The organism is Microbacterium pratiae (assembly GCF_047302165.1).
Classification (GTDB): Bacteria; Actinomycetota; Actinomycetes; order Actinomycetales; family Microbacteriaceae; genus Microbacterium.
In genome coordinates this window covers 3160384-3183038 of the sequence record NZ_CP154843.1, presented here as the reverse complement: position 1 = coordinate 3183038, position 22655 = coordinate 3160384, and the positions used below count along the sequence as shown (strand labels likewise).

Genomic DNA, 22655 nt, shown 5'->3' with positions numbered 1-22655 from the left:
GTGGGTTCGTTGACGACCCGTCCGCGCCGCACGGCCGGTGCGGCGACGGATGCGGACCGCTGGGGGTACCGCGCCGACATCGACGGCCTCCGGGCCGTCGCCATCCTGCTGGTCGTGACCTACCACGTCTGGCTCGGGCGCGTATCGGGCGGTGTCGACGTCTTCCTGATGCTGTCCGCCTTCTTCCTGACCCGTACGTTCCTGCACCGCCTCCACACCGGAGCGCCACCGGACATCGCGCGCCGGCTTGTCGGGACGTTCCGTCGTCTTCTGCCCGCCGCCGCGGTCACGCTCTTGTTCGTCCTCGTGCTGGTGCGAGTGCTCTACCCCGCGACGATGTGGCGTTCGCTCTGGGAACAGACGTGGGCATCTCTGCTCTACGTCCAGAACTGGGTCCTGGCCGCCGACGCGGTCGACTACTACAACCGCGGGCAGGCGCCGAGCCCGCTCCAGCACTTCTGGTCGCTCTCCGTGCAAGGGCAGGCGTTCGTGCTGTGGGCCGTTCTCTTCGCGCTCTGCCTCCTGATCATTCGACGCTTCCGGCGGTCACCCGACGCGACCGTCGCGGTGGTCTTCGGAACGGTCTTCGTGCTGTCGCTGGCGTACTCCATCGTGCGGACGGATGCCGCTCAGCAGCTCGCGTACTTCGACACGGGCGCTCGACTGTGGGAGTTCGCCGCCGGGTCGCTGCTGGTCGTGGCGCTCCCGCACCTGCGGCCCGGGCCCACCGTGAGCGCCGTCCTCGGGTGGATCGGCATCGGCGGGCTCCTCGCCTGCGGTGTTCTGCTCGACGTCGAAGGCGGGTTCCCGGGATACCTCGCCCTCTGGCCCGTCGTCTGCGCCGCGATGATCGTCGTCTCGGGAACCGGTGACGCGGGGCGCGGCCCCGCCCGGTTCCTCGCGTCGCGCCCGCTTCGGCTCGCCGGCCGCGACGCGTACGGCCTCTACCTCGTGCACTGGCCGATCCTCGTCACGTGGCTCGTCGTGCGCGAGCGCACGGAGGTCGGCGCAGTGGGCGGCGTGGCGATCGTCGTGGCCTCGCTGGTGGGCGCACGACTGCTGACGTTCGCTGTGGACCACCCCGTGCGGCAGTGGCGGCGCTCGGAGCGCAGCGTCATGCCCTCCGTCGCGGTCGTCGCGGTCGCCGCCCTAGTCGTCATGGTCCCCGTCGGGACGTGGCAGGGCGTGACCGCGTACCGCGAGCAGCGGATCGCGGAGCAACAGCTGACCGCGAACCCCGGGGCGCACGTGCTCTTCGACGACGAGGTCTCCGAACCCGACCCGGAGCTGCCGATGATCCCGCTCGCGACGGCGATCGAGGACGAATGGGTGCAGCTCGAGCTCGAGTGCAGCGGCGCGCGCGCCATCACCGACGACATCCTGCACGGGTCGTGCTCGGAGATGCCGGGCACTCAGCGCGCGAGCGAGCTGATCGCGGTGATCGGAGACTCGCACGCGCAGCAGATGACGGCGGCTCTCGTGCCGATCGCCGAGCAGCGGGGCTGGGGCGTCATCACCCTCGTGCGCGGTGGCTGCGCCATGGGCCTCGACGACCCCGGCTTCGATCCCGACTTCTGCCCGCAGTGGCGTGAAGCGGCGATCCGCCACGTGGAGGCGATCAAACCGTCGGCGGTCATGACCATCGTCACCGCCGCCGACGCGGGCGAGGAGGATGAGAGCCTCCGGCCGGGCATCGAGCGGTTCATCGACCGGATGGACGCCGCCGACATCCCGGTCATCGCGGTGCGCGACAACCCGCGGTTCGGTTACGACATGTTCGGCTGTGTCGTCGAATCTGACGACCCGGAGGGGTGCTCCATGCCGCGCGGCAGCTCGCTGGCGGCCGCCAATCCGGCGCGCATCCTGCAGCGCGAGAGCATCACGCACGTCGACCTGACCGAGTGGATCTGCCCGGATGACGTCTGCCCTGCCGTCGTCGGCAACGTCGCCGTATATCGTGACGACAACCACCTCTCCAGCTCTTACGCGCGCACTCTCGCGCCGGTACTGGAGTCTCAGCTGGGCGGGCTCTGGTGAGTCCGTGCCTCCGCGGGTGGTTCACAGACGGCGCGCTGTATCGTTGGTCGTTGTGCCTGGCGAATCGAATGGAACTCCGCTGTGACCGATAGCGCTCTCGCCCGCTTCGCCCGCCTCGAGCGCGAGCCGCTCGCTCCGATCGCCTCGGGAACCGGGTTCGTGGCTTCCGTTAGAGCGGTCTGGGCGCACCGTCAGCTGCTGGCGCTGCTCGTGCGGCGTGACATCAAGGCTCGGTATAAAGACAGCGCGCTCGGGCTTCTCTGGGTGCTCATCAACCCGATCGTCCAGCTCACCGTCTACTACGTCGTGATGGGTCAGTTCCTCCAGGCTGCGCGCGGTATCCCCGACTTCGCCATCTACATCTTCTCCGGCTTGACCATCTACGCCTTCTTCTCCGAGATGCTCTCGGGGTCCACCGGATCGATCGTCGCCAACTCGGGACTCGTGAAGAAGGTCTACGTACCTCGCGAGATCTTTCCGCTCGCCAGCATCGGGTCGGCCATGTTCACCTTCCTGGTGCAGCTCGCGGTTCTGATCGCGGCCTGCTTCATCCTCGGTGTTCCGCCCTTCTCCATGGGGTTGATCTACTTCGTTCCCGCCGTCGGCCTCATCATCGTCTACGGACTGGCCACCGGTCTCTTCCTGTCCGCGCTGAACGTCTACCTCAGGGACGTGCAGTACCTGACCCAGGTCGTGCTGATGCTGGCGATGTGGGCATCGCCCATCGTCTACGCGTGGACCATGGTCAACCGGGTCTTCGATGAGTTCGGCTTCCCGGCCTGGCTGCTGGAGATCTACACCAACAGCCCGTTGACGCTCGCCGTGCTCGGATTCCACCGCGCCTTCTGGGTCTCGGGCTCACCGGCCGACTACCCTCCTCATCTGGCGCTCCGAATGGCCATCGCGTTCGTGATCGGCCTCGTCCTCGTGTGGGCGTGTCAGCGCCTCTTCGCCCGCCTGCAAGGCAACTTCGCACAGGAGCTCTGACCGACGTGACCCAGAACAGGTCCACTTCTCCCCAGGATCGACCGACCGGGCCCGATGTGGTCGTGGTCGACAACGTGTCGAAGAAGTTCACGATCCGTCGAGACAACTCGATCAAGGAACGCGTGGTGACGTTCGGAAGGCGCGGACGACTGCATCAAGAGGTGTTCCAGTCTCTGAAGGACGTTTCCGTCAACATTCCGGCGGGGTCGACCATCGGGCTCATGGGCCCCAACGGATCGGGCAAGAGCACTCTGCTCAAGATCATCGGCGGCATCATCGATCCGACCTCGGGATCGGTACGTCGACGCGGCCGGTTCGCGGCCCTGCTCGAGCTCGGGGCCGGGTTCCATCCCGACCTCTCCGGCCGTGACAACGTCTACTTGAACGCAGCGATCCTGGGTCTGTCGCGGGAGCAGACGGATGCGGAGTTCGACAGCATCGTGGCGTTCGCGGAGATCGGCGACTTCATCGACACGCAGGTGAAGTTCTACTCCTCAGGAATGTACGTCCGGCTCGCGTTCGCCGTCGCCATCCATACCGACCCCGACATCCTGCTGGTAGACGAGGTGCTGGCGGTCGGCGACGAGGCTTTCCAGCGAAAATGCATGGATAAGATCCGCGAGTTCCAGGCGGAGGGGCGGACGATCATCCTGGTGTCCCATTCCGCGGCGCAGGTCATGGAGATCTGTGACCAGGGTGTCGTCCTTCACGATGGCGAGGTCGTCTTCTCGGGGTCTGCTGCAGCAGCCACCCGCGTCCACCGGGAGGTCCTGGAGGGGAGGCGTCGCCGCAACGCGGAGAACGCCGACGTCCTGGAGGCAGAACTCCACCCGGAGTCCGAAGAGAAGGCGCCGACCTCGTCTATCGAAGCGGTTCGCATCGAGGCTGCTGATGGCACCCCCTTGTCTGATGTGAAGCCCGGTGAAGACATCCATGTCCGCATCGTCGTCAACCACACCCAGCCCTACGAGCGCTGGAACACAGGAGTCAGCATCGATACGCCGTCGGGTCAGCAGGTCCTCGGGACGGGGAGCCGTCGCCTCGAGCAGCCGCACGGCCGAGCCGAGGCGGGGACGACCGAAGTGGAGTACGTCATTCGCAACTCGGCCTTCGCGGGTGGGCAGTACTTCATCAACGCCGAGGTGGCTGACGAGAACGGCTCTTCGTTGGCCGTCGCCTGGCAGGCCGCGACCTTCTTTGTTCCGATGGAGCACCGCCAGACGGGAACCGTCCACGCGGACATTCAGGTGCGCTGAGGCCTTCCCGCGGACGCCCAGATGCGTTCGCGTGTCAGCTCGGTGTGCGTCGCACGCAGTTGCTCGTCATTGGCGCCGCCGACGACGTTGACGGCGTTCAACCCGGAGGTCTGCGAGCCGGGGACGAACCACCAGTGCAACGACCTCTCCTCGACCTGGCGGGTGCGGAAGCCGTGGGCGACCGCGCATCGATGGATCCAGACATCGTCAGCGGTCGGACAGATCTCGACGAAGACTGGCCCTTCCTCGCGCAACGCGTTCTGCAAGCCGGGTGGCAGAAGCTGGCCTGAGACCGACGTGGCGAAGTGTGCGTAACTGGGCTCGGTGGTCGCGCATGTGGGCCACGAGCTGTACGGGGCGAAACGGTCATGGTCGACCATGACCATGCGGTGCGCGCGGAACGCGATGACGTCATCCGGATAGCGCTCGTGCATCGTGTGCAGGTCCTGCAGCCAGTTCGGCGGGTACAGGATGTCGTCGTCGGCCGTCACCAATGGCCCGGCGAGCTCGATCGTGCTGGAGATGTACGGCCAATACTTGGTATGAACGCCCCAGCCTCGCGCGACCTGCTGGATCTCCAGCCCGCGCGATTGCAGACGGCGCAGTCGCCACGGGACCTTCGTTCCTTCATCCAGCCAGAGGATTATCCGCGCGGGCAGCCTGTCGCCTCGTCCGATGGATTCGATCGCCAGCCACACGTCGCGGATGCGCTGCCCGTGAGTCGTCATCGTGACGATCTCGTCACTCGAGCTGTCCGTGATCGGCTCGCGACTGGTGATGTTTCGCATCCACAACTGCGTGACATCGTGAGCGACCGGAGGCGGGGGACTGTCCACCGTGCCGACCGAGTGGGGCAGGCCGCCGTACCGGACGGCGAGGGCTCGAGCGGCGGCTCGCATCCTCGAGCGTGCGGATCCGGCCCAGTGGCTCACACGCTGCAGCATGCCGTCCACTTTAGTTCGTCGAGCCTGACCGGGCCGTGCGCAGGCAGCGGCTACGGTTGGACCCATGTGCATGCTGTCCGTGCTGCCGCACGCTCCGGTGGGCCTCGCATGAGCCTCGTCGTCTTCACCTCGCTCTTCGGCCGCTACGACTCCCTGCTCGATCAATCCGTCGCTGGCCGGAGCCAGGCTCGATTCATCTGCTTCACCGACGACCCCGATCTGACGAGTGATACGTGGGAGATCCAGGTTGTGCAACCGGCTTTCGCCGCGGACCCCGTGCGCAGTGCCCGGCTGCACAAGATCCTCGGTCCTCAGACGGACGTCGAGTTCGACGTGAGCCTGTACATAGATGCGTCCGTGCGCCTCAAAGTCACACCCGAAGAGCTCGTCGCTGCCTGGCTGCCCGATGACGCCGACATGGCCTTGCCCACGCACAGCTACCGCGACAACCTCGTCGACGAGTTCGACGAAGTGATTCGACTCAATTACGACGATCGAGCCCGGGTCTACGAGCAGCTGTCGGATTACGCGACGACCGTGCCCGACGTTCTCGACGCGCGCCCGCACTGGACGGCGCTCCTCGTGCGTCGGCGCAATGCGCGGGTTTCCGCTGCCATGCGGGTCTGGGCCGACCACGTCCTGCGGTACTCGCGCCGAGACCAGCTGTCGGTCATGGTCGCCCTCGACGGCGATATCGACTATCGCGGCGTCGAGATCGACAATTTCGATTCCCGGTTCCACCAGTGGCCGATCGTCGAGGGGCGCCGCGTGCAACAGGGCAAGGCCCCCTCGCTTCCGGCCGGCCCGCTCGCCGCTGACCTGCGCCGCGCCGTACGTCGTATCACCGAGCTCGAAGCGCGTCTGAGCCTTGCAGGCGAGGACGCTCTCGAACGTGCTGCAGCACAGATCGAGGATCTCAAGGCGCAGATCGAGCAAGGGACGCAGGAACGGGCGCGGATCGAGCTGAGGCTGGACAACAAGACACGGGAAGCCGTTCTCGCCTCGGAGCGTGTGCGCGAGCTCGAAGCACGCGACGGCGCGGTCAGGCGGTTGCTGCGTCGGTTCCTGCCGCGTCGGTTCCAGCGATGAGTCTCGAGTCGTCAACACGTAAACTCGTCGCGTGAGTCCCGCTGTCGTCGGCGCCCCCGGATCGCCGCGGCGCTACTTCCACTCTCTGTGGCTGCTGTCGGCGCGCGACCTGCGGGTGCGGTACTCCACGAGCGCGCTCGGCTACCTCTGGTCGGTCCTCGACCCGCTCGTGATGAGCGGCATCTACTGGTTCGTCTTCACGCAGGTCTTCCATCGGGATGTCGGTGAGAACCCGTACATCGTCTTCCTCATCACCGCACTGCTGCCGTGGGTGTGGTTCAACTCCGCCGTCACCGACTTCACGCGTGCGTTCAACAAGGATGCGCGGCTCGTCAGATCGACGTCGATCCCGCGCTCGATCTGGGTGGGGCGCATCGTCCTGAGCAAGGGGATCGAGTTCCTGTTCTCGCTCCCGGTGCTCGCGGTGTTCGCGATCTTCGGGGGCGCGACGGTCAACGCGGCGCTCCTGCTCTTCCCCGTAGCCGTCATCCTGCAGGTGATCCTCCTGCTCGGCCTCGGGCTCATCGTCGCACCGCTCTGCGTGCTCTGGGGCGACCTCGAGCGCACGACGCGACTCGTCCTCCGGGCACTGTTCTACGCGTCGCCGATCATCTACGGCGTGGCCGACCTGCCGGGCGTGTTCAAGGAGCTCGGAGCGTTCAATCCGCTGGCCGGCATCTTCACGCTCTACCGTGTCGGGTTCTTCCCCGACCAGTGGGACACGCTGTCGGTGATCGTCGGGGCCGTCACCAGCATCCTGGTCTTCGGCCTCGGTCTTCTCGTCTTCTCTCGTCTCGAGCGCCCGGTGCTGAAGGAGCTGTGATGTCCGGACTCGCGATCGAGGTACGCGACCTCGGCGTCCGATTCCGCCGCAACCGGCGCGGCAGACGCAACCTCAAGGACCTGTTCGGCGGTGCCTCGCGACGCAGCCGCCCGGGCGAGTTCTGGGCTCTCCGGGACGTCTCGTTCTCGGTCGTACCGGGTGAGTCGATCGGCGTCGTCGGGCGCAACGGGCAGGGCAAGTCGACGCTCCTCAAGCTCGTCGCCGGCGTCCTCCTGGCGGACGAGGGCAGCGTCGACGTGCACGGCGGGGTGGCCCCGCTCATCGAGATCACGGGCGGCTTCGTGGGAGACCTGACCGTTCGCGAGAACGTGCGCCTCACCGCAGGCCTGCACGGGATGTCGAAGGCCGAGGTCAATCGTCGATTCGACGACATCATCGACTTCGCGGAGATCTCCGACTTCGTCGACACGCCCTACAAGCACCTGTCGAACGGCATGAAGGTCCGCCTCGCGTTCTCCGTGGTGTCGCAGCTCGACGAGCCGATCCTGCTCGTCGACGAGGTGCTCGCCGTCGGCGACCGTGCGTTCCGCGCGAAGTGCTACAAGCGCATCGACGAGCTGCTCGCCGAGGGGCGGACGCTGTTCTTCGTCAGCCACAACGAGAAGGACCTGCGTCGCTTCTGCACGCGGGGCCTCTACCTCGACAGAGGCTCACTGGTCCTCGACGGACCGATCGGCGACGTGCTCGACCGGTACAACGAGGACCACAACGGCGGAGCTTGAGGCTCAGCGCTCCGCCGGGTCGAAGATGCGCTCCCACGACTGGGGGGAGGTCAGCTGCCCCATGGCGCGACGGTAGCGGCGTGACAGCTTCGGCCAGTCGCGCTCGAGCTGCGCGTGCAGTCGCACGCTCTCACGCAGCATCCGCCGGAAGGCCGCCCGGTCTCGGGTGTAGATGTTCTTGCCCGACCCGTCGGCCGCGCTCACCAGGGCGCTGTCGTAGCGGGGAAGACGCCACCACTGCGCGTCGCCCTTGCCGAACTCCACCTCGGGTTGAGCGACGTTCTCGGGGCGAGGGGCATGCAGCCAATGCGACGCGAGAGTCGACAGCGTGAACCAGCGCAGCTTGAGGCCGGTGGGGCTGTCGAAGGTGTGCTTGGGGAGGCGCTTGAAGACCTGACGTCCCTTGCGGGAGCGGAGCGGGACTCCCGTGTCGCGATGCACGACGGTCTCGGGGAAGTCCTTCTGCAGGGCTCGCGCGGCAGGCATGGCCGTCGCGATCCCGGCCGCCATGTGCTCGGGCCCCGACAGGATGTCGCGCAGTGCGCGGTGGCGCAGCGCGACGGGGTAGTACTGCATCATCATGAGGTGCTTGAGGTCGAGACGCCGGCTGTGTCGCAACAGCGTGCCCCCCCGTGGGCTGTTCGAGTGCAGCAGCGCGGCGACGATGCGGTTGCGGGCGTGGAAGTAGGCCTGCCAGTCGATCGAGTCGTCCTTGCCGACCCACGACACGTGCCAGAGCGCGACCCCGGGCATCGAGACGGTCGGGAACCCGGCGTCGCGGGCTCGCAGGCAGTATTCGGCGTCGTCCCACTTGATGAAGGCGGGCAAGGAGAGCCCGACCTGACGGATGACCTCCACGGGGATGAGGCACATCCACCACCCGTTGTAGTCGGCGTCGAGCCGCATGTGCAGCTCGGGGGACTGCCGCAGGTTCGCGACCGAGAAGTCGTGCGGCATTTTCTCCTGCTGCAGCGTGCGCCACATGAACGGCGCATCATCGACGACCTCGGCCCAGGCGTGGAGCTTCGGGCGGTCGAGCAGATCGAACATGTGGGCACCGACGATCGTCGGCGTCGTCGCGTATCGGCCGAAGACGATCGAGCGACGGAGTGACTCCGGCTCGATGCGCACGTCGTCATCCAGCAGCTGCACGAAGTCGCTCTCCGGCCGCTGCAGCGTCTCGTGCATCGCGCGGGCGAAGCCGCCCGAGCCGCCGAGATTGGGCTGCGTGACGATCTGGAGGGTCTCGCCGAGGCTGCCGGCGACCTCGGCGAAGTCGGGCTGAGCGTCGACGCGATCCGTGCCCTGGTCGATGAGGAAGATGCGATCGACCAGCTCGAGGACGTCGGGCGCCGCATCGAGGGCGCGGAGGGTCTCGACGCAGTAGTCGGGCTTGTTGTAGGTCGTGATGCCGAGCGAGGCCTTGCCCGAGCGGGTCGGCTCCTGCTCGGTCGTCCACTCCGCCCCGAGGAACCGAGCGTCGTCGCGGTCCGCCGCGATGTCGAACCAGATCCATCCGCCGTCGCTGTACTGATTCAGGGTGAGCTCGAACGTGCTCGTCGCCTCGCCGGTCACCTCGCGGGTCTCCAGCCGCTGGCGGGTGCCGCCGCCGTTGGAACGGTAGACGAGGACCGTGGCGGTCCCCTCGGTGCGCACCGTGAGCGTGACCGCGCGCACCGGGGTCCAGTGCTGCCAGTACGACGCCGGGAAAGCGTTGAAGTAGGTGCCGAACGAGACCCGCCGCCCGCTCACGATCCGCGCTTCCGACCGGCCGAGGATGTTCGACAGCTGGGCCCGCGACGACACGCGCACGGGCTCCTCATCGATCTCGGTCCACGTCTCGGGGTCGACGTAGAGGGGGAGGAGGTCGGGGTCGTGCTCGAGCGGGAGGACGGCGCGCTGCAGCAGGTGAGGCATGGTCTGTCTTTCGTCAGGGACGGGCCGGCTGATCGATCAGCGGCTGCATCGGCTGCCAGGAGCGGTCGCGTGCGATGCGCCGCCCGTCGCGGAGGCCGCGGAAGAGGTGGGAGGTGCCGCGCACCGTGCGCTCGACGAGGAAGAGCCGGATCAGCTCCTTGCCGAACGTGAGCGTCGTCCCGAGACCGAACAGCACGGGGTTGTAGACGCCCTTCGCGCGGTAGTAGTTCTTGATGTATGCCCGGTTGCGCATGATGTAGTACCGGTAGGCGTTGCTCGAGGCGTTCATGTGACGGATGCCCATGTCCCACTGGCGGATCTCGCGCGTGCGGCGCAGGACGAACTCGTCGACGATGACCGACGTCGTGATGCGCGACGCGAGCCACCCGTAGAGCTGATCGTCCCAGTAGATGAAGAAGCGGGGATCGGGCAGCCCGATGCGGGCGACGATGTCGCGGTGGATGAACATCCCCTCGAAGCACCCGGAGTTCATCTCCTTGTAGCCCGAGTCGCCGAAACCGGCGGGGGCGAAGGGGATGGGGATGCCCATGCGCTCGGCGACGCGGTACTGCCAGTAGAACTCGCTGCCGTCGTAGTCGTACCGGCGGCCCTGGATGCTGCGGAACCGCGGCGCCCAGCGGCCCATCTTCGCGAGTCCGTCGGGGAGTACCTCGACGTCGTCGTCCATGAGCCAGATCCACTCGGAGCCGAGCTCGTATGCGATACGGACCCCTTCGCTGAAACCGCCGGACCCACCCGTGTTCGTCTCGAGACGCCGGTACTCGAGCTGCGTGCCCAGTCGGTCGCGGAACGACTCGACGACGGCTGTCGTGTCGTCGGTCGATGCGTTGTCGACGATCACCACGCGCCCGGGCTTCGGGTCCATGCGGACGATGCTCTCGAGCAGCCGCGACAGGAGCGCGGAGCGGTTGAAAGTGACGATGGCGATGGTCGCCGATGTCGGGTCGAAAACCTGCGCGCTCACCGGCCCGATCCTACCGTGCGATGCCGTGCGTTCCCGTCGAGGTGTCATCGGGCAGCCCCGCGGCGGGAGACGGCGGCCGCGCGGCATCCCGGATGTTCTCCCGCCAGGACCGCGACTGGCCCGCGCGCAGCGCACACAGGACGAGCATCAACCAGCCGTATCCATGCAGGGGGAAGCTCTCGAACAGCGCGTCGACGAGCACCGTCACGAGGATGAGCGGCGTCCAGGCGTAGAGGATGGATCGGCGCTCGCTCGCGACGAGCCACGCGCGGCCGAGGGCCAGACCCGCGAACGCGATGAAGATCAGCAGACCGACCCAGCCGAGTTGGAGCACGACGTCGACGTACGCGTTCAGCGCGGAGGTGTGGCGGTCTCCGAGCGCGAAGTTGATGGCGTTGAAGGGGAAGTCCGTCCGTGACCACGGGCCGAACCAGCCCCACCCGCGTACGGGCTCCACGCGGACGAACGAGGCGATCTGATCCCAGAGCTCGGCGCGGATGGAGAAGTCGGTGCCCGCCCCGATCCACGCGATGATCCGCTCGCGGAAGACGTAGCCGACCAGTGCTCCGACGACGACCGTCGCGCCGAGGACGGACTGCACGGTGCGTCGGAGCCCGCGGCGCGTGCGTCGGACGAGGCCGAGGGCCGCCGTCGCGATTCCCGTGGCGACAGCGAGGACGAGCACGGTGGGGGAGTCCGAGAGCGCGGCGAGGAGGGCGGCCAGCACCGCGGAGAAGAGGGAGACACCGGTGCGCACGGAGACGGTCCGCCACTCGATGTAGAAGGTGATGAGGGCCAGGACCGCGATGAACCCGAGCGAGTTGCGCGTGCCGAAGATGCCCTGGACAGGGCCGAGCACGGCGATATCGCCCTCGATGCCGAGAAAGGTGAACGGCATGTCGAAGAACACACCCGAGAGGAGCTCGAGTGCGAGCGACAGCACCAGCAGCACGCGGAACACGTCCGCCAGCGCCCGCACCGTCTGCAGCGTGTCACGCGTGTTGGCGATGACGACGGCGAGGAACGCGATCGACGCGAGCGAGAGCCACCCGCCGAGTGTGCCGGAGGCGTCGGTGGTCCACGTGATGCTCGCGAGAGCCCAGCCGAGGAAGACGACGAGCGTCGACGGGATCAGCCGCACGAGGGTGAACTCCCGCCGCCGGACCAGGAGCACCGCGGCACCGACGACGCACAGCCCCGCGATCACGGTGAGCCAGGTGACCCGGCCGGCCGTCCGCTCGACGAGGTGCTGCGCGAAGACGGCCGCGATGGCGGTGTGCGCGAAGGCCTGTGCGAAGGCGGCCGAGTCGAGTGTCCGGACGATCCACGAGGTGGACAGCGCGGGCGGCGTCCTCACGCCGCGCCCTCCACCGGCGCGCCGCGCTCGATCGGGGCGCCCCCTTCGAGCGGCCATGCGGCGGCGAGCGTCGAACGCCGCCGCACGGGCGTGCCGCGCACGGAGGCGGGAGCCTGCTTGATCGCGAAGGCGAGCATCACCAACAGGAACCAGCCCCAGTTGAGGAGCGGCGACGACTCGGTGACGCTCTGGACGAGCAGGATCGTCGCGACGAGCGCCGGGATCAGCAGCAGGCGCGAGCGGGGCTCCCGCTCGGTGCCGGGACGGGGGATGCGGCCGAGCGCCAGGAACCACGCGCGCCACGTGAATGCTCCGAGGGCGACGGCGAACAGGAGCACGCCGACGACGCCGAGCTGCATCGCCACGTCGAACCACGTGCTGTGGGCCTGCATCACGGTGACCCCCCGGTCCACGATCCAACCGTCGAAGAACGGGTCGGTCGGGACCCAGGGCACGGAGTAGCCCCAGCCGATGATCGGGCTCTCGGCGAATCGCTCGCCCACGGTCGCCCAGATCTCCTTGCGGCCACTGAGGTCGGAGGAGCGTCCGAGCATCTCGAAGAGCGCCTCGCGGAGAACCCAGAGGGTCGTGATGAGAGCGATCCCGGTGACGGTGAAGACGATGTAGAGGAGGCGGCGGGTCCGCGCCGTGCGCGCACGGCGCATGAGCAGCACGACGACGATGACGATGGCGATCGCGATGGCGCACATCGCCGCCGTCGCGGACGATCCCCGCCAGAAGCAGAACGCGGCGAGCAGGGTCCAGGCCACGAGCGGACCTCGCCGCCCCGCACGGGTGTTGATCTGCAGCCCGAACACGACGAGCCCGAGGAGTGCGATGTAGGCGAGGGAGTTGGCGTTGCCGAAGATGCCCTGGATGCGATCGTCCGTGAAGAGCTTGTCGCGCGACCAGAACATGATGGGGTCGCCCGTGAAATCGGGTCCCGGACGCACGAACTCGGGCAGGATCGGCCCCTGCCAGACGAGCGAGACCCACAGTTCGAAAGCGAGCGACAGGGCCAGCATCCACTTCACCGCGGCGGCGATCGCCTCGATGATCTGGCGACCCGTGAGGACGGATGCCACGAAGATCGCCTGCGCCGTCGTCGCCAGCAGGAGCGCGAGCGTCATCGCGGTCGCCTGCGGCCATTCGGTCCACAGCAGCGAGAGAACCGCCCAGCCGACGTAGGCCAGGGCGAACCACGGGAGCCGGCGCCAGCGTCGCCGGGGGCGTTGGATCGCCCAGATCGCCGCCGACACGGCGGTCGTGACCGCGACCACGACGGCCGAGCCGCCGACGCCGATCGCCATGAGCCAGGCGGTGCCCGCCATCGACGACGCGATGATCAGGGTGCACCACGCACGCACCAGTCGCAACGGGAGGCGCCGTGGCGCCGGGGTCGTCGACGCATCCGTTCCGGATCCCCCGCGCGTGTGACTGGCCATGATGCTCTCAGATTAGCCGGAGGCCCCTGAGAGCACTCATGCGCCGCGGAACGCCTCCTGCTGCTCGGGCAGACGGTCGCCCTGCTCCGCGTCGAGGCGCTGTTCCGCGGGCCCGCGTCCGACGAGCGGGGCCTGCTTGATCTTGAAGGCGAACAGGATGATGAGGAACCAGCCCCAGTTCAGCAGCGGCGCCGACTCGGCGAGGCCCTGGACCAGCAGGATCGTCGCGACGAGCGAAGGGACGAGCGTCAACGCGCTGTAGGGCCGATCGGCCACGAGGTCCCAACGCGGGCGGTCGACCGCGAAGAACCACGAACGCCACACGAACGCCAGCAGCGCCAGGCCGATGAGGGCGACGCCGATGTATCCGAGCTGGAGGGCGACGTCGAGCCACATGTTGTGGGCCTGCATCACGCTGACGCCGTGGTCGACGATCCAGCCGTCGAAGGCGGGATCCGAGGGCACCCACGGAGTCGAGTAGCCCCAGCCGATCACGGGGCGCTCGGCGATCCGGTCTCCGACGGCATCCCAGATGCGCTGCCGCCCGGTGAGATCCGAGGACCGGCCGAGAAGCCCGAACACCGTGTCGCGGGCGAGCCAGACCGCCCCGCCGCCGATGCCGGCGATGGCGAGGTACATGACATAGAAGCGCGTGCGCTCGCCGGGTCGCCGTGCCGTGCGCATCAGCAGGATCGTCACGAGGACGACCGCCACGGCGACGGCGCAGAGAAGCGCCGTCGCCGATCCCGCGCGCCAGAAGAGGTACAGCGCGAGAGCGGTCCACAGGGCGAGGAGGAACCGTCGGGGTGCGCCCGAAGCGATCCGCACGATGAAGACGATGATCGCCAGGAGCGCGATGTAGGCGAGGGGATTGGCGTTGCCGAAGATGCCCTGGAGCCGGCCGCCGTTGAAGAGGTTGTCGCGGGACCAGAGGGTGATGGGGTGGCCGTCGTAGTCGGCTCCCGGGCGCACGAAGCCCGGCAGGATGTCGCCGCGCCAGATGAGCGCGACCCACAGCTCGAAGATGATCGACAGGGCGAGCATCCACTTCAGCGCCGCCGCGACGGCGCGGAGGATCTCACGCCACGTCAGCACCGCCCCGACGAACATGGCCTGCGCCGTCGTCGAGACGAGCAGCAGCAGGGTCAGCTCCGTCGCACCGAGCCACACCGACCACAGCATCGACGCCACCGCCCACGCGACATAGGCCAGGGCGAACCACGGCAGCCGGCGCCACTGCACCCTCGGACGCAACGAGACCCACAGGATCGCCGACACCACGCCGGTCGCGACGACGACGATCGCCGCGCCCGCCGAGCCGAACGCCATCAGCCAGCCGGTTCCGGCCATCGAGGCGGCGATGACGAAGACGCACCAGGCGCGGAGCAGGAGATGGCCGGTGGTCTCGCGGGCGGGTGCCGTGGGTGGAGCCGAGACGGGATGTCGGGAGGAGACGGCCATGGTGCAGACAGGGTACCGCGGCGGCGTCCGTCGACATCGGTTCTAGCGGCCCCCGCGTCCTAGGCTGGGCTCGTGCTGATTCCGATCTCGAACATCGCCAGAGACTACGCGTGGGGCTCCGAGACGCTCATCGCCGAGCTGCAGGGGCGCGAGCCCTCGGGAGCCCCCGAAGCGGAGATCTGGTTCGGCGACCACCCCGGCAGCCCGTCGCGCGTCGACGACGGCACGGGGCGCCCGCTGAACCTGGCCCTGTCCGAGGCGGGGATCGAACCCCTGCCGTACCTGCTGAAGATCCTCGCGGCGGCCACGTCGCTGTCGATCCAGGCTCACCCGTCCCGAGAACAGGCGGCTGCCGGGTTCGCGCGTGAAGAGGCCGCGCGGATCCCTCGGGATGCCGCGCACCGGCTGTACCGCGACGACAACCACAAGCCCGAGATCATCGTCGCCCTGTCGGAGACGTTCCGTGCACTCGTCGGGCTGCGGCCGATCGCCGATACGCAGCGGCTGATCGCGTCGCTGCGCGAGCACGGCGACGTCGAGGCGCTGTCCGCCGCGCTGACGCCGACGGACGCCGAGGACGAGCCCGCGGCGCTGCGCCGTGTCATCGGCTGGGCGCTGTCGGGCGAGGCCTCGGATGTCGTCACCGGCCTCGCGACCGCGCTGCACCGTTCCGCGAGCGCTGAGGCCGCCGCATCCGACTTCGCGGCCGAGCGGCGCGCCCTCCGTGAGATCGCGCACGAGTTCCCCGGCGATGCCGGCCTCATCGTCGCAACCCTCATGAACCTCGTCGAGCTGCACCGTGGCGAGGCGCTCTTCGCGCCGGCCGGGGTGCTGCACGCCTATCAGGACGGCCTCGGCGTCGAGCTGATGGCAGCGAGCGACAACGTGCTGCGCGGGGGGCTGACCCCCAAGCACGTCGACGTGCCCGAGTTGCTCGAGGTCGTCAGCACCGAGAGCGGCCCTGCGCCCGTCATCGAACCGGTCGAAGCCGCTCCGGGGGTCTTCTCCTACGAGGTCGGCGTGTCGGATTTCCGGCTGGCGCGCGTCGAGACGACCTTCGAGTCGGTCGCTGAGATCGCGCTCGAGGGGACCGCGATCGTGCTCGCCACCCGTGGCGACATCGTCGTCGAAGCCGACGGCGAGCGCATCGAGCTCGTCCCCGGCACGGCCGCGGTCGTCTCCGCGGCGTCCGTGGCGATCGGCGGCGCGGGGGAGGCGTTCGTCGCTCAGCCCGGCACGGAGTGAGCCGCGACACGCCGGTGGATCGACGCGAAGCTTAAACACGCGCTTGAGGGTTTACGATCCGCGACTTGACCCGGAGGAATCACACGGGTGTAATTAATGCGAGACACGCGGCTCGCGTGCCGGCCGGCGAGGAGGGGACACGATATGACGGCATACCGTTCGGGCGTTCCCGACAACTGGTTCGTCGACCCGGTCAACCTGGGCGTCCCCGGTGTACGGCGCGTCGACGCCGACGGTGACGACAATGCTCTCGCCTGGCAGACCGACGCGCTCTGCGCGCAGACCGATCCCGAGGCGTTCTTCCCTGAGAAGGGTGGATCGACGCGCGACGCGAAGCGCATCTGCACGTCGTGCGACGTGCGGGGCGAGTGCCTCGAATACGCCCTGCAGAACGACGAGCGATTCGGCATCTGGGGCGGCCTCAGCGAGCGCGAGCGCCGCAAGCTGAAGCGCCGCGCGGTCTGACACGCGCCGCCGGCGGCTTCCGACGAGATCGGCGACCCGCCCCGCCGGTGACGAGGCTGCTCAGCATCGCCGCCTAGGCTTGCTCCGTCATGCCCGCCCGTGTTCACGCGCTCCTGGTGGTGCGTCCCGATGGACGCGCACCGGCGGCCTTCCATCTCACGCGCACGCTCGCCGCGCTGCGCGATCAGACGCGCGCCGTCGATGCGCTGACCATCGTGCTCTGCGGCGGCGACGAGCGGCTGCGCGCTCTCGCTGAGGCGTCCGGCGCCGAAGCGGTGATCTCGGCGCCGTCGCGCACGGGGTTCGCGGCCGCCCTCCGGCTCGCCTCCCGACGCATCGACGGCGACGCCGTCTGGCTCCTCGCTCAGGACGTCGCCCCGGAACCGGAGGCGCTGCAGCGGCTCGCCGCGGCTCTCGAGACGGCACCGTCGGTCGCGATCGCCGTTCCCAAGCTCGTCGAGTGGGACGACAACACCCGCATCGTCTCCCTCGGCCGCTCGATGACGAGGTTCGGCGCTGCGGTCGGACTCGCCGACGGCGAGCACGATCAGGGCCAGCACGACGGCACGGATGACGTCCTCGGCGGCGACGTGCGCGGCATCCTCGTGCACACGGCCGCATGGCGCGAGCTCGAAGGGATCGACGACGCGCTCGGCGGCGCGGACGAGGGACTCGATCTCGGCGTGCGCGTGCGGCTCGCCGGTGGCCGCGTGATCCTCGCCCCTCGCGCTCGGATCGCCGTCGCGCACGACGGCGTCGCCGGTCCGCCGGCGCCGAGGACGACCGGTGCGCGGGCGCGCGCCGTCCACTCCGCGCGTGTCGCGCAGCTGCACCGGCGGCTGGTCTACGCCCCACCGCCGGCTGTCGTGCTCCACTGGCTCACGCTGCTTCCCCTGGCGCTCTGGCGCAGCATCCTCCATCTCGTCGGCAAACGTCCCGCGCGCATCGGGCCGGAATGGTCTGCGGCGTTCACCGTGTTGGTGCGGTTCTCGGCGATCGCTCGCGCTCGGCGCCGCATCGCACGTCATCGCCGCGCCTCGTGGTCGCAGCTGGCGCCGTTGCGCGTGAGCTCGCGGGTCATGCGGCAGCGGCTCATCGAGGACCAGCCGGCCGGAGACGGTCCTCGACGTACCGAGCTCGGGTTCTTCTCCGGGGGCGGTGCGTGGGCCGTGCTCGCGGCGCTCGCGGTGTCGATCGCCGCGATGCCGGCCGCGCTGAGCTGGCCCTCCATCGGCGGGGGAGCCCTCGCGCCGCTCGCCGCGAACGCAGCTCGTGCATGGTCGGAGGCGACGGGTGCCCAGCGCCCGCTCGGATGGGACGCGGTGGGTCCGGCAGACCCGTTCAGCGCCGTCGTCGCCGTTCTCGCGTCGTTCTCACCGGCCGATCCGTCGCGCGCACTCGTGGTGCTGTGGCTGCTGGCTCTTCCGCTCGCTGTCCTGGGCGGCTGGTTCGCCGCGACCCGCATCACCGAGCGCCCGGTCCTGCGCATCGTCGGTGCGGCGATGTGGGCGCTGGCGCCGATGTTCCTCGTCGCGCTGGGCGACGGGCGGCCGGCCTCCGTCATCGTCCACCTGGTGCTGCCATGGCTGGCATTCACCGCCTCGGCCGCGCACCGGTCGTGGGGCAACGCCGGAACGGCATCGATCCTCGTCGCCGTCGTGCTGGCGTGCTCACCCGTGCTCACCGCGCCCGTCGTGGTCATCTGGCTGTTCGCTGTCGTGCTGTCGATGGCGCTTCGCGGTCGGCGCGCAGCCTTCCGGTGGCTCTGGATCATCGTTCCGACGCTGGCGCTTTCGTTGCCGCTCGTCTTCGCGCGGCTCCGAGCCGGCGACCCCTGGTCGCTACTGGCCGACCCGGGCGTGCCGTGGAGCGGCCCACGGGTCGCCGACGACGTGGTGGGACGATTCCTGCTGGCGGCGGGCTTTCCCGCCGACGCGGGCTGGGCGGCCTTCACCGGCGCCGCCGGCCCCGTCTGGTGGGTCATCCTGTTCACCGCGCCGATCCTCGCCCTCGCTCTCGCCGCGGCCGTCTCGGCTCGGCGGTTCGTCGGGATCGCCCTGCTCGTCGTCGCCGGCCTCGGCGTCGCGACGGCATTCGCGGCGGCCGGGGTGGCCGTTGCGATCGACGGCACGACGGCGATCGCCCTCTGGCCGGGCGCCGCGCTCAGCCTCGCCTGGATCGGAGTGGCCGGGGGCGCGCTCCTGACGCTCGACAGCGTCGTGCCGGTCCGCGCGATCCGCACGGTCGCGGCGGGTGTCGCCGTCGCCGGCCTCGTCGTCGCGGCGGTGCCGATGCTCACTTCGCACGCGCGGGACGTGTCGGTCGTCGGCCGCGGCGAGACCAGCACCCTCCCCGCCTTCGTCGCAGCCGAGGGTGCGAACTCTCCGGGGCTCGGCACGATCGTGCTGACCCCCACCGACGACGGCGTCGCCGTGGATGTCGTGTGGGGCGGCAGCGCGACGCTCGGCGGCCAGTCCACGCTCGTCACCGCCCGCACCGAGCTGACCGACGCCGATCGCGAAGCGGCGCAGGTCGCCGCCGATCTCGTCGCCGACACGGCGAACGACGTCGTCGCGGAACTGCGCGATCACGGGGTCGCGTTCATCCTGCTCGCATCGTCCGGCGACGACGAGTCGGCCACGGCCCGCAGCACGCGGCTCGCCGCTGCGACGGCCCTGGGCAGCCGAGAGGGGTTGGACGCGGTCGGATCGACGGACAAGGGCGACCTATGGCGGCTGTCGGGCGACGTCGCTCCGCGTGCCGAGGCATCGCTGTCGGCACGTGCCGTGGCGTCGGCGGTGTGGACCGGGATCGCGGCGGTGTTCGCCATCGCCCTCCTGCTGTCTCTGCCCACCCGCGGGAGCCGGTCCGCGTCGCGAGCGGCACCTCGCCTGGTGGGCATCCGACCGCTCCGCAGGAGGGACCGATGAACACGCGAACCGCACTCGTGACCCGCCTCGCCGCGGGAGCGGTGGCCGCCGTCGTCGTGGGCGGCGGTGTGATCGTCGCTGCCGCGGCGCCGTGGCCGACGTTCGTCCGTGAGCCCATGTCTCTCGACGTCGTCCCCGAAGCGGCACGTTCGGTCGCGGCGTGCGACGGCCCCCTGCTCGCTCTCGGCCGCGATGCGGCCGCGGCGGGCGCGATCACCGCTGCCGCGCCCTCGGCCGTCGTCTCGGCCGCGGACGGCGGCGACCCGACGCCCTACACGCTCGCGACACCCGACCGGGCGGACGAGGGCACGCCCCCCGCCGCCTTCTCGGCAGAGCCGACGGCGGGCCTCCCGACGGATCTCGGCGCGGCGTCGGCCGCATCGCTCGATGAACCCGACCTGCGGGGCCTCGCGGTGTCGGCCTGCACGCGGCCCGCGATGGAGTCGTGGCTCGTCGGCGGTTCAGCGGCGACGGGCGCGAGCGACCTCGTCCTCCTGACGAACCCCGGGGATGTCGCGGCGACAGTCGACCTTCGTGTGTTCGGCGCCGACGGAGCGCAGGACCCCGTCGCGGGCCGCGACATCGTCGTGGCCGCCCGCTCTCAGCGCGTCATCCCCCTTGCTGCGCTCAGGAGGGGGGAGCAGAGCCCCGTCGTGCAGGTCACGGCGGAGGGCGCGCCCGTGCGCGCATCGCTGCAGTCAGCCCTGACGCGCACCCTCATCGCCGGCGGTGTCGACCAGGTCGGAGCGAGTGCGCTGCCCGCAGCGGAGCAGGTCATCCCGGCGGTGGACGTCACGGTGGCGCCCGACTCCGTCGCCTCGGCCGGCGGCCTCTCCGTGCGGCTCATGGCCACAGCGGCGGACACCGTCGCGAGCGTGACCGTCCGCGCCGTCGCCGACGGCAGCGTCGTGTCGCAGCAGGACGCGATCGCCCTGGCCGCGGGTCGCCCGCTCGAACTCGAAGTGACGGGGATGCCGGTCGGCGACTACACCGTGACCGCTACCGCGACCGAGCCTGTCGTGGCCGCAGCGTGGACCTCGACTGATCAGGCGAGCCCGGCCGACTTCGCCTGGGCCGTCGCCGCCCCGCTCATCGATGCGCCGACTCTCGTCACCGTGGCGCCGGGTCCCGCCCCGACGCTCACCCTCACCGCTGATCGAGACACGGTCGCGACCGTGACACCCATCGCCGGGGGCGCGCCGCAGTCGGTGCAGCTGGCAGCGGGCCAGTCTCAGACGATCGACGTCTCGCCGGGAGCGACCTACCGTCTCGACCCGGGCGCGGGCGGCCTCCGCGGCTCCGTCGGGTTCTCAGCCGCGGGGCAGCTCGGAACGTATCCCGTGACCGGCTCGGCCGCAGCGGCCGCCGAGCTCACGGTCTATCCCTGACCGGACGGTCAGAGGAAGCGGAACCGGTCGGGGCCGAGGTCCCAAGGGTCACGGTCGAGATACTCGGCCGCCGCGCGGAAGACGCAGCTCTCGACCATCATCCGGCGATGCAGGTCGTCGTTCCGGTGCAGCCGGTTCAGGCGCTCGATCGGCAGCCGGTAGAGCACGATGCGCTTCTCGGCGGCGAAGACCTGCCAGCGAGGGATGCCGTCGTCGTCGCTCGCCGTGGGCATGCCGGCGACCTCGAATCGCACCTCGCGCAGCTCGGGCCATGCACTCCGCAGGAACTCCGCAGCCGTCCCCACCGACAGGTCGAACCGTTCCGAGCGGGTCTCGAGAGGCGGGAGCGGAGGCCGGACCACGGGGCTGCGATCATCGCGGCCGTGACGGCCGTGGCGGGACGGCCGGTTCCGACGAGGCGGCTCGGGCCGGGAACGACGCCGGATCATGAGGCCATCCTATGCGGCGTGAGGTGAGGCACCGGCGCGGCATCCGATCGTGCGGCCCGCGCAACGTTACCGTGGACGGGATGCGCGAGAGACTGTGTTCGAAGGTGGGCTGCGCCCGCGAGGCTGTGACGACCCTGACCTTCGACTACGGCGATCAGATGGCCGCCCTCGGCCCGCTGGGCGGCGGCACCGATCCGCATGCGCACGACCTGTGCGCCATCCACACCGAGCGGCTGTCGGTCCCGAAGGGATGGGTCGTCATCCGTCACGAGACGCTTCGGGTCTGACGGGAAACCCGCGCGGCGTCTCCTGTGCCGCACCGACGAGCGCGCGCGCCCGCTCGTCGATCCGCGTGATCGCCGCGTACTCGCGGTCGCGCCGAAGCGCGACGACGGCTCGGACGAGCGTCTCCGGGTCGGCCTGCGGCAGCGGGGAGACGAACGGCGCCACCTCGCCGGCGATCATCGTGGCCGAGCGCAGCCGGGCTCCCGGCTCCATGCCCTCGGCCGAGCGCGCGAACTGGGATGCTCGCCGGGCGATGCGATCGGGCAGTCGCGCCACGTCGGCGACGTCCGCCCAGTCGCGCAGTCCGCTCGGGACCGGACCGGCGGGCGCCGGAAGCCGCGGTGCCCGGGTGCGCTCGCAGTAGGTTCCCGCGACCATGTCGCCCAGGCGCGTCGAGCGCGGGGTGAAGGCGGCGACCACTCCGGCGAGCGCGCCGAAGGTGAACCAGATCTCCAAAACTCCGACGAGGGCCCGGATGAACGCCTGGCGGAACCCCGTGGCGCCGCCGTCGGTGCGCACGATGCGCCCGCCGACCGCGAGCTTGCCGAGGCTGCGCCCGTGCGAGAGGGTCTCGACGGCAGTCGGGATGACGACGAGGACGAGCACGAGCGCCGAGATGACGAGGATTCCCGACAGGCTCTCGAGACCCAGTCCGGCGATCGCGAACCTGCCGACGAAGAAGAACAGCAGGAGGAGCGCGATCCCGCAGAGGACGTCGATGAGGATGCCGAGGGCGCGGAGGAAGAAGCCCAGCGGCTGAACGTCGAGCGCGACCGCCTCGCCCGTGAGGATCTCGTCCTGGCGGATCTGCACCGGGGGAGCGGTCGTGGTCATGGGTACAGTTAAGCA

The 22655-nt window shown here is 69.6% G+C and carries 19 protein-coding genes; 11 read left to right on the top strand and 8 right to left on the bottom strand.

Going from position 1 to position 22655, the window contains the following annotated elements; translation table 11 throughout:
* The 3 genes from AA0Y20_RS15180 (at nucleotide 1) to AA0Y20_RS15170 (ending at nucleotide 4280) form a co-directional block, all read left to right on the top strand.
* Nucleotides 1–2037, top strand: a complete 2037-nt coding sequence (locus AA0Y20_RS15180) for an acyltransferase family protein (RefSeq protein WP_412935932.1) — start codon at nucleotides 1–3, stop codon at nucleotides 2035–2037.
* Nucleotides 2038–2118: 81 nt separating this feature from the next.
* Nucleotides 2119–3024 (top strand): ABC transporter permease, encoded by a 906-nt coding sequence (locus tag AA0Y20_RS15175; protein WP_412935929.1) that lies wholly within the window; start codon nucleotides 2119–2121, stop codon nucleotides 3022–3024.
* A 56-nt stretch (nucleotides 3025–3080) separates the two neighbouring features.
* Nucleotides 3081–4280, top strand: a complete 1200-nt coding sequence (locus tag AA0Y20_RS15170; protein ID WP_413332499.1) for an ABC transporter ATP-binding protein — start codon at nucleotides 3081–3083, stop codon at nucleotides 4278–4280.
* Here the strand turns inward: AA0Y20_RS15170 and AA0Y20_RS15165 are convergent.
* Nucleotides 4268–5008, bottom strand: coding sequence for a hypothetical protein (locus AA0Y20_RS15165; RefSeq protein WP_413331736.1), 741 nt, complete (start codon nucleotides 5006–5008; stop codon nucleotides 4268–4270). The genes AA0Y20_RS15170 and AA0Y20_RS15165 overlap by 13 nt on opposite strands.
* A 195-nt stretch (nucleotides 5009–5203) precedes the next feature.
* On the opposite strand from AA0Y20_RS15165, the gene AA0Y20_RS15160 reads away from it, so the two are divergent.
* From AA0Y20_RS15160 to AA0Y20_RS15150, 3 genes are read left to right on the top strand one after another with little or no spacing between them, the layout of a single operon-like run.
* Nucleotides 5204–6313 (top strand): glycosyltransferase domain-containing protein, encoded by a 1110-nt coding sequence (locus tag AA0Y20_RS15160; protein WP_413331734.1) that lies wholly within the window; start codon nucleotides 5204–5206, stop codon nucleotides 6311–6313.
* Nucleotides 6314–6344: 31 nt separating this feature from the next.
* A complete protein-coding gene (locus tag AA0Y20_RS15155) occupies nucleotides 6345–7136 on the top strand; it encodes an ABC transporter permease (RefSeq protein ID WP_412935919.1) in 792 nt (263 codons plus the stop codon).
* Nucleotides 7136–7879, top strand: coding sequence for an ABC transporter ATP-binding protein (locus tag AA0Y20_RS15150; protein ID WP_412935916.1), 744 nt, complete (start codon nucleotides 7136–7138; stop codon nucleotides 7877–7879). The genes AA0Y20_RS15155 and AA0Y20_RS15150 overlap by 1 nt, the downstream gene beginning before the upstream one ends.
* A 3-nt stretch (nucleotides 7880–7882) precedes the next feature.
* On the opposite strand, the gene AA0Y20_RS15145 is transcribed toward AA0Y20_RS15150, so the two are convergent.
* The 5 genes from AA0Y20_RS15145 to AA0Y20_RS15125 are packed head-to-tail and all read right to left on the bottom strand — an operon-like array spanning nucleotide 7883 to nucleotide 15044.
* Complete coding sequence (locus AA0Y20_RS15145) at nucleotides 7883–9796, bottom strand: glycosyltransferase (protein ID WP_412935913.1); 1914 nt, start codon at nucleotides 9794–9796, stop codon at nucleotides 7883–7885.
* A 13-nt stretch (nucleotides 9797–9809) separates the two neighbouring features.
* The gene (locus tag AA0Y20_RS15140) at nucleotides 9810–10781 is read right to left on the bottom strand and encodes a glycosyltransferase (RefSeq protein WP_412935911.1); all 972 of its coding nucleotides are present in this window, start codon (nucleotides 10779–10781) and stop codon (nucleotides 9810–9812) included.
* Nucleotides 10782–10791: 10 nt separating this feature from the next.
* Nucleotides 10792–12138 carry an O-antigen ligase family protein gene (locus tag AA0Y20_RS15135; protein WP_412935909.1) on the bottom strand — a complete coding sequence of 449 codons (1347 nt, stop codon included), beginning with the start codon at nucleotides 12136–12138 and terminating at the stop codon, nucleotides 10792–10794.
* Nucleotides 12135–13583, bottom strand: coding sequence for an O-antigen ligase family protein (locus tag AA0Y20_RS15130; RefSeq protein ID WP_412935906.1), 1449 nt, complete (start codon nucleotides 13581–13583; stop codon nucleotides 12135–12137). Before AA0Y20_RS15130 ends, AA0Y20_RS15135 begins: the two co-directional genes overlap by 4 nt.
* Before the next feature lie 36 nt (nucleotides 13584–13619).
* Complete coding sequence (locus tag AA0Y20_RS15125; protein WP_412935903.1) at nucleotides 13620–15044, bottom strand: O-antigen ligase family protein; 1425 nt, start codon at nucleotides 15042–15044, stop codon at nucleotides 13620–13622.
* Nucleotides 15045–15116: 72 nt separating this feature from the next.
* Between AA0Y20_RS15125 and manA the strand changes: the two genes are divergently transcribed.
* The 4 genes from manA to AA0Y20_RS15105 all read left to right on the top strand — a co-directional run bounded on the left by manA (nucleotide 15117) and on the right by AA0Y20_RS15105 (nucleotide 21072).
* Nucleotides 15117–16289: a mannose-6-phosphate isomerase, class I gene (gene manA, locus AA0Y20_RS15120; RefSeq protein ID WP_412935901.1), complete on the top strand. Its 1173-nt coding sequence runs from the start codon at nucleotides 15117–15119 to the stop codon at nucleotides 16287–16289.
* Between the two features lie 144 nt (nucleotides 16290–16433).
* On the top strand, nucleotides 16434–16754 hold the full coding sequence (locus tag AA0Y20_RS15115; RefSeq protein WP_094260134.1) for a WhiB family transcriptional regulator: 321 nt from the start codon (nucleotides 16434–16436) through the stop codon (nucleotides 16752–16754).
* 89 nt (nucleotides 16755–16843) lie between these two features.
* Entirely contained in the window at nucleotides 16844–19684 is a 2841-nt protein-coding gene (locus AA0Y20_RS15110) for a glycosyltransferase family 2 protein (protein ID WP_412935898.1), read from the top strand.
* A complete protein-coding gene (locus AA0Y20_RS15105) occupies nucleotides 19681–21072 on the top strand; it encodes a DUF5719 family protein (RefSeq protein WP_412935896.1) in 1392 nt (463 codons plus the stop codon). Before AA0Y20_RS15110 ends, AA0Y20_RS15105 begins: the two co-directional genes overlap by 4 nt.
* A gap of 8 nt (nucleotides 21073–21080) precedes the next feature.
* Here the strand turns inward: AA0Y20_RS15105 and AA0Y20_RS15100 are convergent, their stop codons facing one another.
* Nucleotides 21081–21434: a metallopeptidase family protein gene (locus AA0Y20_RS15100; RefSeq protein WP_412935893.1), complete on the bottom strand. Its 354-nt coding sequence runs from the start codon at nucleotides 21432–21434 to the stop codon at nucleotides 21081–21083.
* A 167-nt stretch (nucleotides 21435–21601) separates the two neighbouring features.
* Here AA0Y20_RS15100 and AA0Y20_RS15095 point away from each other — a divergent pair, with 167 nt between their 5' ends.
* Entirely contained in the window at nucleotides 21602–21808 is a 207-nt protein-coding gene (locus AA0Y20_RS15095) for a DUF3499 family protein (protein WP_036305938.1), read from the top strand.
* On the opposite strand, the gene AA0Y20_RS15090 is transcribed toward AA0Y20_RS15095, so the two are convergent.
* Nucleotides 21780–22640, bottom strand: a complete 861-nt coding sequence (locus AA0Y20_RS15090; protein ID WP_412935890.1) for an RDD family protein — start codon at nucleotides 22638–22640, stop codon at nucleotides 21780–21782. The two genes, AA0Y20_RS15095 and AA0Y20_RS15090, sit on opposite strands and share 29 nt — an antisense overlap.
* Between the last annotated feature and the right edge of the window lie 15 nt (nucleotides 22641–22655).